General features: G+C 55.9%; 11 protein-coding genes. 1 reads left to right on the top strand and 10 read right to left on the bottom strand.

Going from position 1 to position 11,189, the window contains the following annotated elements:
• The 10 genes from E6C51_RS14380 to rsmI form a co-directional block, all read right to left on the bottom strand.
• Positions 1-118 (bottom strand): transposase family protein (locus E6C51_RS14380; protein WP_190236447.1); only part of this gene is annotated, 118 nt, incomplete at its 3' end.
• A gap of 486 nt (positions 119-604) precedes the next feature.
• On the bottom strand, positions 605-2,137 hold the full coding sequence (locus tag E6C51_RS14375; RefSeq protein ID WP_146932282.1) for a YifB family Mg chelatase-like AAA ATPase: 1,533 nt from the start codon (positions 2,135-2,137) through the stop codon (positions 605-607).
• Positions 2,138-2,467: 330 nt separating this feature from the next.
• Positions 2,468-3,415, bottom strand: a complete 948-nt coding sequence (gene gshB, locus E6C51_RS14370) for a glutathione synthase (RefSeq protein WP_146932285.1) — start codon at positions 3,413-3,415, stop codon at positions 2,468-2,470.
• 81 nt (positions 3,416-3,496) lie between these two features.
• On the bottom strand, positions 3,497-3,988 hold the full coding sequence (locus E6C51_RS14365; RefSeq protein ID WP_146932287.1) for a cupin domain-containing protein: 492 nt from the start codon (positions 3,986-3,988) through the stop codon (positions 3,497-3,499).
• 86 nt (positions 3,989-4,074) lie between these two features.
• Complete coding sequence (locus tag E6C51_RS14360; protein WP_146932289.1) at positions 4,075-5,181, bottom strand: sn-glycerol-3-phosphate import ATP-binding protein UgpC; 1,107 nt, start codon at positions 5,179-5,181, stop codon at positions 4,075-4,077.
• An 11-nt stretch (positions 5,182-5,192) separates the two neighbouring features.
• Positions 5,193-6,035, bottom strand: coding sequence for a sn-glycerol-3-phosphate ABC transporter permease UgpE (ugpE, locus tag E6C51_RS14355; RefSeq protein ID WP_146932291.1), 843 nt, complete (start codon positions 6,033-6,035; stop codon positions 5,193-5,195).
• A 10-nt stretch (positions 6,036-6,045) separates the two neighbouring features.
• Positions 6,046-6,927, bottom strand: coding sequence for an ABC transporter permease subunit (locus E6C51_RS14350; protein ID WP_190236446.1), 882 nt, complete (start codon positions 6,925-6,927; stop codon positions 6,046-6,048).
• 74 nt (positions 6,928-7,001) lie between these two features.
• The gene (locus tag E6C51_RS14345; protein ID WP_146932296.1) at positions 7,002-8,300 is read right to left on the bottom strand and encodes an extracellular solute-binding protein; all 1,299 of its coding nucleotides are present in this window, start codon (positions 8,298-8,300) and stop codon (positions 7,002-7,004) included.
• Between the two features lie 140 nt (positions 8,301-8,440).
• The gene (locus tag E6C51_RS14340; protein WP_190236445.1) at positions 8,441-8,812 is read right to left on the bottom strand and encodes a YraN family protein; all 372 of its coding nucleotides are present in this window, start codon (positions 8,810-8,812) and stop codon (positions 8,441-8,443) included.
• Complete coding sequence (gene rsmI, locus E6C51_RS14335; protein ID WP_230987323.1) at positions 8,809-9,744, bottom strand: 16S rRNA (cytidine(1402)-2'-O)-methyltransferase; 936 nt, start codon at positions 9,742-9,744, stop codon at positions 8,809-8,811. Before rsmI ends, E6C51_RS14340 begins: the two co-directional genes overlap by 4 nt.
• Before the next feature lie 252 nt (positions 9,745-9,996).
• Between rsmI and dnaN the strand changes: the two genes are divergently transcribed.
• A complete protein-coding gene (gene dnaN / locus E6C51_RS14330; protein WP_190236444.1) occupies positions 9,997-11,115 on the top strand; it encodes a DNA polymerase III subunit beta in 1,119 nt (372 codons plus the stop codon).
• Positions 11,116-11,189: the final 74 nt, after the last annotated feature.

Raw genomic sequence — 11,189 nt, 5'->3', positions numbered from 1 at the left:
TCTGCGCACCACAGAGACTTGCCAGAAGTGCAATGAACAGAAGCTCATAGAGGTCATGCCGCGCATTCGCTGCCCGTGGATCCTCTATATCCCCAAAACACTCGATAAACCGTTCCAATCCGTGATCCTCTCCATAACGGGTGGATCATCTCAAGAATCCAAAAGTGGGCTGCTGGCAACAACAATATCGCGCCAAACATGCAGTTCCATATGCGATTCGCCTGCCACAAGGAGGGAGATCGACAAAAAGCAACCCTATTGCTCAACAGCATACGTCCTACTGCATAATTCCTTAAATCCTAATCGATTTAAGGTAAAAATTATGCAGCATATTTAAAGCGCTACAGCGTCCTTTGTGCGTTTTATAAAACACACAAAGGACGCTGTATGTGTCGGAAATCACAGGTTCATTGTTAAAAACAAGCGGGAGCGCCTATCCGATCTCCCTCCTTGTAGGGGAGATGGCTGGCAAGCCAGAGGGGGGTAAACGGCACATGAAGGCGTTTGTGTCGTGTACTATGAGATTGAACCATACAGACTCTAATATTCTTTGCTTTCGTTTGTCTTTCCGGGAAAACCGGATTCCACTTTTCCCTGACAAACTCTAAGCGGCAGAAGAAAGACGCTCCGCCGGAATACGGTAGGAGATGGCCTCGGCCAAATGGAGGCGGCCCAGTGCTTCAGCCCCGTCCAGATCGGCCAAGGTGCGCGCCACCTTCAACACACGATGATAGGCGCGGGCCGAGAATTTGAACTTTTCCGCCGCATCGCGCAGCAGCTGAAGGCCTGCCGCATCGGGTGCTGCCAGCTTTTCAATCAATGCCGTTGAACAGCGCGCATTGAGCGTGACGTCTGCGACACCGGCCTCCGTAAAGCGGGCAATCTGCCGCTGGCGCGCCTTGGCCACCCGACGCGCGACATCGGCGCTTTTTTCTGCGGCCATAGGCTTGATCAGGTCCACAGCCGAGACGGCAGGCACATCAATGCGAATATCAATTCGGTCCATCAGCGGACCGGAAATTCGCCCCTGATACTCCGTCACACAGCGAATGCCGCGCGCACAGGTATGGCCCGGCTCTCCGGCCATGCCACAACGGCAGGGGTTCATGGCGGCAATCAGCTGGAAATTGGCCGGGTATGTCACCCGATGATTGGCCCGCGCAATGATACATTCTCCGCTTTCCAGCGGCTGGCGCAGGGCATCCAGCACCTGAGGCGAAAACTCCGGAAACTCATCCAGAAACAACACGCCATGATGGGCAAGCGAGGCCTCGCCGGGCTTTGCCTTGAGACCACCGCCAACAAGAGCTGCCATGGTGGCGGAATGGTGCGGCGTGCGAAATGGCCTGCGATCTGACAGTCGCCCGCCGGACAGATGCCCGCCAATGGAATGGATCATCGACACTTCCAGCAATTCCGATGCGGATAGAGCGGGCAGAATTGATGGTAAGCGGGCCGCCAGCATGGATTTTCCCGAGCCTGGCGGTCCCACCATCAAAAGGTTATGTCCGCCAGCCGCCGCCACTTCCAGCGCGCGCTTGGCGCTTTCCTGTCCGCGAATATCGGCAAGATCTGGCAGATTCCCAGCCAAGGCGCGGCTGGCCGGTTGCGGCCGTGTCAGCACCTGCGTACCCTTGAAGTGGTTGGCCAGCGCAATCAGGCTGCGCGGGGCAAGAATATCAATATCCGCGCCCGCCCATGCCGCCTCAGACCCGCTGTCGGCCGGGCAGATCAAGCCTTTGTTGAGCGCGTTGGCGGCCATGGCGGCAGGCAATGCACCCGTGACTGGCGCAATCGTCCCATCCAGATTAAGCTCGCCAATCACCAGATATTGGCCAAGCACATCGCCGGGAATGGCCTCCAGCGCCGCCATCAAGCCCAGCGCAATGGCCAGATCATAATGCGAGCCTTCTTTGGGAAGGTCAGCAGGTGCCAGATTGACTGTCACTTTCTTGGGGGGCAAAGCGAGACCGGAGGCATGCAGGGCAGCCTGCACCCGCTCCCGGCTTTCGGCCAGCGCCTTATCAGGCAGACCCACAATCTGCATGCCGATCTTGCCCGGTGCCACCATGACCTGAACATCAACAGGAACGCCATCAATACCCTGAAATGCAACAGTTCCAACCCGTGCAACCATATTCAACCCCTGCCCCTTAAAATCCCCGTGGTATCTCTTGCTCCTCTTTTTGATTTTCCATCAAAAAACAGAAATAAAAGAGATAAATCAGTCCATTATCATCAATAAAATTGCCTCGGTGAAAAACCATGGCACACCCAGCCGCAACCCTAGAATTGCATAGACAAGGCAAAACAACAAGAACAATAAATGAACAAAAACCCGGTTTGAGCGAGAAATGGTTGCATAGGGTTGTATTGGTGGAACAAAACAGAACAGACGGGCGTGCCCTGAACGCAAAACGCCCCCATGGAAACCACGGGGGCGTTCACATCAACATCAATGACAATATCAGGCGCGCTTCTTCTCAATCGCATCCCAAAGAAGGCTTGCGATATCTGCACCGCCAAACTTCTTCACTTCGCGAATACCGGTGGGTGAGGTTACGTTGATCTCGGTCATGTAATCGCCAATCACATCAATGCCGACCAGCAAGAAACCGCGCTCGCGCAAGGCAGGGCCGATACGGGCGCAAATTTCCCGCTCACGGGCCGTCAGCTCGGTTGGCTCTGCCTTACCGCCTGCATGCATATTGGAGCGCGCATCGTTTTCAGCTGGCACGCGGTTGATGGCCCCCACTGGTTCGCCATCCACCAGAATAATGCGCTTGTCACCTTTGCGCACGGCCGGCAGATAGCCTTGAGCAATAAAGGGTTCGCGGAACATTTGACCGAACATTTCCATCAGAGATGAGAAATTGCGATCATCGCGGGTGGAGTGAAACACGCCAGCACCGCCGTTGCCGTAGAGGGGCTTCAGGATAATATCGCCCATTTCCTCACGGAATGCAGCAATCTCAGTGGGATCACGGGTGATCAGCGTGGGCGGCATCAGATCGGCGAATTCGGTGACGAAAATCTTCTCCGGCGAATTGCGCACCCAGGCCGGATCATTGACCACCAGCGTCTTGGGGTGAATGCGCTCCAGAATATGGGTGGCGGTGATATAGGCCATGTCAAACGGCGGGTCCTGACGCAGAAGCACGACATCCATGGTCGATAGATCCACGCGCTCCGGCTGACCCAGCGTGTAATGATTGCCTTTCTCGTCGCGCAGTTCCATCGGCTCAACGCTTGCAAAAACCCGACCATCCCGCATGCTCAATCGGTCTGGCGTGTAATGGAAGAGTTTGTAGCCGCGGGCCTGAGCCTCAAGGCTCATGGCGAATGTCGAATCGCCTGCAATATTGATGGAGGAAACGTGGTCCATCTGGACGGCGACATTGGTAATCTTGGCCATGGTTCATCTCTCGCTGACTATGGTCGAGATGTAGGATGGCAGCGCGCTGAACGCAACGTCCCGGCTGTAATTTATACGTCGTCAAAATCCGCTGCGAGAAGCACCGCGCAGCGCATTGCGCAAACGATACAATGTGGCCAAAGGCTCTGGAAAGGGTTTGCGCAGAAAGGCAATCTTGCGCACGTAACTCTCAATGCGCCAGGTGGCCCAGGTACCGCCTTTGAAATAGGCAATATCGCCGGTGCGTAAAATCCGCTCCGTGCCGTCTTCGGCGGTCACATGCACTTCGCCTTCCTGGATAACCACCGTTTCATCCCAGCCGAAATACCAGCGGAAGGAACCCGCCGTGCAATCCCACACAGCGGTTGATGAAGCCTCATCCTCACTTTGCGAGTGATTGGCCACCCGCGCCTGTGGATTGCCGTCAATCACCCAATCCGGATTGATCGGCGCAGGCAAAAGCTCCACCCCGTCGGCATGGGCTGCCACCAAGGATGGTGCATCCGTGTCACGCTTTAAGCGCGGCACGGCCATGGCAAGGCCCGCAAGCCCAATGAGCAGTCTGATTGGCATGATCGCCCCCGATAGTCCCCGTCATTCGGAGCATATACCAGAAGACGATCAAGATCTCATTACCAACCTCGCTCACATTTTACGAGTTAAGCGGAGACTGTTTCAGAATCGGCCCCAAGCACCATCCGTGCCTCATGAAAGGGCACGTCAATGCGGCGGCCTTCTTTGTCGAAGAAATGCAGACGTTCGGGGCGGATGCCCAGACGCAGATCATCACTCAGCTCAACATCCACCGGCAGAGTGGCGCACAGAGCCTGATCACCGATGAAGCCATGCACAAGGCGCACCGCACCGAGTTCTTCAACGTAATCCACCTTGAACGGCAGATAGGGCTGGCCGGGGGCGGCAATGGTGAGGTCTTCGGCCCGAATCCCCACAGTCACCTCGCCGCTATAGGAGGCCTCGCCATCGAAGACGAAACTGATGGGCCAAAGCGACAGGCGATTGCCATCCAGCCGCGCCGTGATCAAGTTCATGGCTGGTGAGCCGATGAAACTGGCCACAAAGGTCGAGGCAGGCTTGTTATAAACCTCCAGCGGCGTGCCGATCTGCTCTATGCGGCCACCGTTGAGCACTACCAGACGGTCTGCCAATGTCATGGCTTCCAGCTGATCATGGGTGACGTAAATGGACGTTGTGCCAAGGCGACGTTGTAGTTTGCGAATTTCCACCCGCATCGACACGCGCAATTTGGCATCGAGATTGGACAAAGGCTCGTCAAACAAAAACACCGCAGGTTTGCGCACAATGGCGCGGCCCATGGCGACGCGCTGGCGCTGACCGCCAGACAGCGCACGCGGCTTGCGGTCCAGATAGGGCTCCAGTTGCAACATGCGGGCCGCTTCTGCCACGCGAGCGTCGATCTCATCCTTCGGGGTTTTGCGGTTTTTCAGGCCATAGGCCAGATTTTGCCGCACCGTCATGTGTGGATAGAGCGCATAGTTTTGAAACACCATGGCGATGTCGCGGTCTGCCGGTTCGACCTGATTGACCACACGATCCGCAATGCGCACCACGCCTTCCGAGATGCTTTCCAGCCCGGCCACCATGCGCAGAAGCGTGGATTTTCCGCAGCCGGAGGGGCCAACCAGCACGATGAATTCGCCGTCGTTGATCTGGATGTCCACGCTGTTCACAGCACGCACACCGCCGTCATAGATCTTGGAGACCTGATTGATATCGATGGAAGCCATTGGACTGTCCTTTACTTGTCGGTTTCGGTGAGGCCCTTGATGAACCAGCTCTGGAACACCACCACGATGACAATCGGCGGCAGCATAGCGAGCACGGCCATGGCAAAGGCTTCGTTATAATCGGGAATTTGTGCGCCCACCCAGACCTGAAGGATCTGCTTGATACCGCGCATCAGCGTGTAGAAATTCTCATCCGTGGTCATCAGCATCGGCCAGAGATACTGGTTCCAGCCATAAACGAACATGATGATAAACACCGCGGCAATCATGGTGCGCGACAGCGGCACCAGAATGTCGATCAGGAATTTGAATGGGCCGGCGCCATCAATGCGGGCGGCTTCCAACAGTTCCTCCGGCACCGATTTGAAAAACTGCCGGAAGAAGAAGGTGCCGGTGGCCGAGGCCAGAAGCGGCAGGATCAGGCCGGTATAGGAGTTCAACAGGCCAAGGTCACTTGCCACTTTGTAGGATGGCATGATGCGCACTTCCAGCGGCAACAGCAGCGTGGTGAAGATGATCCAGAATGCCAGCGTGGCAAAACGAAATCGGAAATAGACAATGGCGTAGGCCGCCATCATGGAGAGCACAATCTTGCCGATGGCAAAACCGAGGCCCAGAATCAGCGAGTTGATCAACATGCTCAGGCCCGTGACCTTGCCGTTAAAGCCGGTCTGGGCAAACAACACCTTGTGATAGGTCTCTTCCAGATGCCCGCCCATGGAGAGCATCAGACCCTTCTGGTGAATTTCGGCAGCCGTGTGCGATGAGGTGGTAAAGGCCACCACCAGTGGACCGAGCATGATGATCACGCCGATGATCAGGATCACATGGTCGAAGAGTTTGGTTTTATACATGGTCGTCTCCTCAACCGTAGTGAACACGCCGCTCGATGAAGCGGAATTGGATCATGGTCAAAACCAGCACGACAACCATCAGGATCACCGATTGCGCCGAGGATGAGCCAATGTCATTGCCGCGGAAACCATCGGTGTAGACCTTGTAGACCAGGGTGATGGGGTTATCGGCAGGCTTGTCCTTGACGATCACGTCGATCACACCAAACGTATCAAACAGCGAATAGGTCATATTGACCACCAGCAGGAAGAACGCGGTGGGCGTCAAAAGCGGCATGGTTACGGTCCAGAACCGGCGTGTGCCGGAGCGGCAATCCAGTGTGGCCGCTTCGCGCACCGAGGCCGGGATGCCTTGCAGGCCTGAGAGGATGAAGATGAAATTATACGGAATCTGGTTCCACACGGCGATAGACACCATGGCAAAGGCAGTGTCGAAATAATTCAGACCCACCTTCATGTCCCAGCCAAACAGGGCGACGAATTTCACAAAAGGACCAATGTGCTGATCAAAGAACATCATGCCAATCAGGCCTGCCACCGGCGGCGCAATGGCATAGACGACGATCAGCAACGTTTTGTAGGCCGATTGCCCACGGATCACGGCATCGGCCTTGACTGCCAGAAGCGTGCCAATCGAGAGCACCAGAAAAGTGACGATGACGCTGAAACACAGGGTGAAAAGCGCGATTTTGCGATATTCGTCTGAGCCAAACATATCGGCATAATTGGCAAGGCCAACAAAGGTCGAGCCGAAGCCAAACGGGTCTTCAATGTAAAATGACGACTGGATGGCCTGCACGGCCGGCCAGTAGAAAAAGATAGCGACAATGCAAAATTGCGGCATCAGGAAAAAATAGGGCAGAAATCGCGAGTTGAACTGGACACGCTTCATCGCGGCAACCTTTCAAAGCAAGTCCCGGAGGCGATAAATCGCCTCCGGGATGGATCATGTCAGGATTTCAAGGCTCAGCCTGCGGTCTTGGCGAAGCGTGCGAGAATCTCGTCGCCTTCCTTCTTGATGGTTTCCATCGCAGCCTTTGGCGTGGTTTCACCAGAGAAGATCTTGTTGTATTCGCGCTCCATCACCGAGCGGATCTGTGGGTAGAAACCAAGGCGATAGCCCTTGTCCCACTCGCCGCCTGGCAGAGAAAGCTGCTTGATGCCCACTTCGGCAACAGGGTTCTTCTCGTAATAGCCTTCCTTCTTGGTCAGCTCGTAAGCAGCCTTGGTGATGGCAACGTAACCGGTGGCCTGATGGTAGAACTTCTGGATTTCAGGCGAGGTCAGGAAGTTGAAGAAAGCGGCTGTGCACTTGTTTTCAGCTTCAGACTTGCCAGACATGGCATAAAGAGCAGCGCCACCGATGAAGCTGTGGACGCCTGCACCCTTGATGGAGCCCCAGTAGGGAAGGAAGGTTGCGGAAAATGGCATGGAAGCCGTCTTCTGCAAGCCACCGAACGAGCCGGAAGAGCCGACCCACAGCGCAACCTTGCCTTCTTCAAAAGGCTTCTGATTGTCGTTCCAGCCTGCACCGTAATAAGCGAAATAGCCTTCGTCTTTCCAGGCCTTCAGCTTTTCATACATCATCACATGGTTTGGATCGGTGACATTGAGTGTCGTGCCAGCCAGACCGTCATAACCATTGTTGTTGGATGCGAACTGAATGTTGTTGCGCGAGAAGAAATTCTCGGTGAATTCCCAGGTCAACTGCGACTGCACCAGCGGGATGTAGCCAGCAGCCTTCAGCTTTGGAGCGATTTTCTCAAACTCTTCCCAGGTCTTTGGCGCTTCAACACCAGCCTTTTTCAGGGCTTCGGTGTTGATGTAAAGAATTGGAGCCGACGAGTTGAACGGCATGCCGATGAACTTGCCGGTCTTGTCAGCATAGAAATAACGAACGCCTTCAATGAAAGCGCTGCGATCAAACTTGTAACCGGCCTTGGTCAGCAGGTCTTCCGCTGGAATGGTCGCGCCCTTGGCATTGATGATGGTGGCGGAGCCTGCATCAAACACCTGCAAAATGTTGGGCTGATCGTGCGAGCGGAAAGCGGCGATGCCAGCAGCCAGAGCTTCTTCGTAAGAGCCCTTGGAAACCGGTGTCAGCACGCATTCGCTCTGGGATGCGTTGAACTTCTGCGACAATTCGTTGATGACTTCGCCGTTGCGGCCACCCATGCCGTGCCACCAGCTGATGTTGGTTGCGGCAAATGATGATGTGGTCGATACAGTCACGGCCAATGCGGCCATCGAAAGCTTCTTGAACATGGTTTGATCCTCTCCGCCAAAATGGGGTGAGCAAGCCATTAGAGAGACTTCGTGACAGGCACTTAACTGTTTTGTGACGGAATGATTACAAAATACGCAACAACCGAAATACTGAAACAGCCCGTCAATATTGAGGGGATTTAAAACGCATCCTTGATATGCAAAGGCCAGCGCCCGGGCACGACTGCCATGATATCACAGCGAATGGAAAGGCGGGCCGCATCGGCTTGGCGCGATAGCCAGACATCGCCAGCCGCGCGAATACGGCGCTGGCTTTCAAAGCTCACGGCATCCACGGCCAGTTGTCGCGATGCGCGGGCTTTCACCTCCACCAGCACCACGAGATCGCCCCGGCGGGCAATGATATCCACCTCACCCCATCTGGTTTTATGGCGGAGCGCCACAATGCGATAGCCTTTCAACATCAGACAGGCCGCCGCCAGATATTCCGACCAGCGGCCCCGCCGTTCGGCCCTGCGGCGAGAACCTGTCGGCTTGGACTTTGGGGTCATGACGACGACTTCAGCTCCAAAAGCCGTTGATACAGCTCTTTGCGCGGCAGGCCGGTTTGTTTGGCGGCTTCTGCGGCGGCCTTGGCGGTTTGCAGGGTTTTCGACAGTTCGATCAGCAAACGGTCAATATCGGCGGCATCGGGGGCGGCTTTTTCCAGCGGCGGCCCTATCACCAGCACGATCTCGCCTTTGACCTGCCGCTCATCATCATAATAGGCCGACAATTCACCCAGCGTGCCACGGCGAAACTCTTCATAGGTCTTGGTCAACTCACGGCACACACAGGCGGCGCGCTCACTGCCCATCACATCTGCGGCGGCGGCAAGCGTTGCGCCAATGCGATGGGGCGATTCAAAGAAAATCAGGGTTGCGGGCGTGGCTTCCCATTGGGCCAGGCGATCGCGCCTTGCCTTATCCTTGGTAGGCAAGAACCCCGCAAAGACAAAGGCATCATTGGGCAGGCCAGAGCCAACCAGCGCCGCCAGCGGCGCGGAAGGCCCCGGAATGGGCACCACTTTCAAACCGGCTTCCAACGCCAGTTGCCCAAGCCGGTAGCCGGGATCAGACACCAAAGGTGTTCCGGCATCCGACACCAAAGCCACGGATTTTCCAGCCGTGAGCGCTGCAATCAGCTTTGGCCCCACTTCTTCGGCATTGTGCTCATGATAGGCGTAAGGCCGGGTCGCAATACCATAGCGATCCAGCAACACGCGGGTAACACGGGTGTCTTCGCAGGCCAGTACATCAGCACCGGCCAGCACTTCCAGCGCGCGCAAGGTAATGTCACCGAGATTGCCAATCGGGGTTGCCACCAGATAGAGCGCAACCTCCATCGGCCGGGCAGTGACGGCCCGATCATGCACACGAAAGGTTTTGGCAGCGTCCTGCTCTGGATGGTTTGGGGCTTGATCGTTTTGGGTTTGGGTCAAAATCTCGGCCACGACTTTCTTGACGACAGGGCTGTGTTCAAGAGGTCGTTATGCGGCAGAGATGCGCCTACGGCAAGCTTCTCCCAGCCCTTCCCAGTGGAAAGCGTGAAACATCGGCGCTCAAAAGCGCTTGAGGCCTTGCATTTGAGAGGCTTTTCCTGCCATTTTGCCCGTCCCAATCCTCCGGGCGTTAGCGCCTGGAACAGGCAGAGCCGATCCATGCAAGGATCGCACAGGTCGAAAGTGGCAGCGTCTATGCGTATTACTCTTGAACGGTCCAACCTTCTGAAATCCTTGAACCACGTGCACCGTGTGGTCGAGCGCAGAAACACCATTCCGATCCTCTCCAACGTGTTGCTGCGGGCCGATGGCCAGAGCCTCGCCATGAAGGCAACCGACCTTGATCTGGAAATCACCGAAGCCACACCCGCCAATGTCGAGCAGGCTGGTGCCACAACGGTGCCCGCCCATCTGCTTTATGAAATCGTGCGCAAGCTGTCGGATGGTGCAGAAGTGCTGCTGTCCACCAATCCCGATGGGGCCAGCATGACGGTTGCCTCCGGGCGCTCCAAGTTCACGCTGCAATGCCTGCCGGAATCGGATTTCCCGGATTTGACGGCTGGCAGTTTCAGCCATTCCTTCAAGCTCAAGGCATCGGACCTCAAGATGTTGATTGATCGCACCCAGTTTGCGATCTCGACCGAAGAGACCCGCTATTACCTCAACGGTATCTATCTTCACACCATTGAAGCCGATGGCAAGCTTAAGCTGCGCGCCGTTGCCACAGACGGCCACCGTCTGGCCCGCGCCGATGTGGAAGCGCCATCCGGCTCGGAAGGCATGCCCGGCATCATCATTCCGCGTAAAACCGTGGGCGAGTTGCAAAAACTGGTCGATAATCCTGAATTGATTGTCAATCTGGAAGTGTCGGATGCAAAAATCCGCCTCGGCATTGGCGAGATCGTGCTAACCTCCAAGTTGATCGATGGCACTTTCCCCGATTACCAGCGCGTCATTCCGCAATCCAACGACAAGGAAATGCGCGTCGATTGCCAGACCTTTGCCCGTGCTGTGGACCGCGTATCAACCATTTCGTCCGAGCGCGGCCGTGCCGTGAAACTGGCAATTGGCGATGGTCACTTGATGTTGACCGTCAACAACCCGGATTCCGGCAGCGCCACCGAAGAAGTGGCCGTGGGCTATGACAGCGACACCATGGAAATCGGCTTCAACGCCAAATATCTGCTCGACATTACCGCGCAGCTGTCTGGCGAAGAGGCGATTTTTCTGTTGGCCGATGCAGGCTCTCCAACCTTGATCCGCGATACGGCTGGCGATGATGCGCTCTACGTGCTCATGCCAATGCGGGTTTAAGGGGCGTTTACACCGAGCGGACATGCCGCAGATCAAAAATCTCAACTTTGTGGACTGCGGGTCATAAATTTTTC

Origin of the sequence: Gillisella terrae, assembly GCF_004801395.1 — a bacterium.
Classification (GTDB): Bacteria; Pseudomonadota; Alphaproteobacteria; order Rhizobiales; family Rhizobiaceae; genus Allorhizobium; species Allorhizobium terrae.
The sequence above is the reverse complement of the archived record's forward strand: the minus strand, read 5'-3'. Positions and strand labels throughout refer to the sequence as shown.

Bases quoted from the DNA above. Each gene is read 5' to 3' on its own strand.
- E6C51_RS14375 (WP_146932282.1), bottom strand. From the start codon at position 2,137: ATGGTTGCACGGGTTGGAACTGTTGCATTTCAGGGTATTGATGGCGTT.
- gshB (WP_146932285.1), bottom strand. From the start codon at position 3,415: ATGGCCAAGATTACCAATGTCGCCGTCCAGATGGACCACGTTTCCTCC.
- E6C51_RS14365 (WP_146932287.1), bottom strand. From the start codon at position 3,988: ATGCCAATCAGACTGCTCATTGGGCTTGCGGGCCTTGCCATGGCCGTG.
- E6C51_RS14360 (WP_146932289.1), bottom strand. From the start codon at position 5,181: ATGGCTTCCATCGATATCAATCAGGTCTCCAAGATCTATGACGGCGGT.
- ugpE (WP_146932291.1), bottom strand. From the start codon at position 6,035: ATGTATAAAACCAAACTCTTCGACCATGTGATCCTGATCATCGGCGTG.
- E6C51_RS14350 (WP_190236446.1), bottom strand. From the start codon at position 6,927: ATGAAGCGTGTCCAGTTCAACTCGCGATTTCTGCCCTATTTTTTCCTG.
- E6C51_RS14345 (WP_146932296.1), bottom strand. From the start codon at position 8,300: ATGTTCAAGAAGCTTTCGATGGCCGCATTGGCCGTGACTGTATCGACC.
- E6C51_RS14340 (WP_190236445.1), bottom strand. From the start codon at position 8,812: ATGACCCCAAAGTCCAAGCCGACAGGTTCTCGCCGCAGGGCCGAACGG.
- dnaN (WP_190236444.1), top strand. From the start codon at position 9,997: ATGCGTATTACTCTTGAACGGTCCAACCTTCTGAAATCCTTGAACCAC.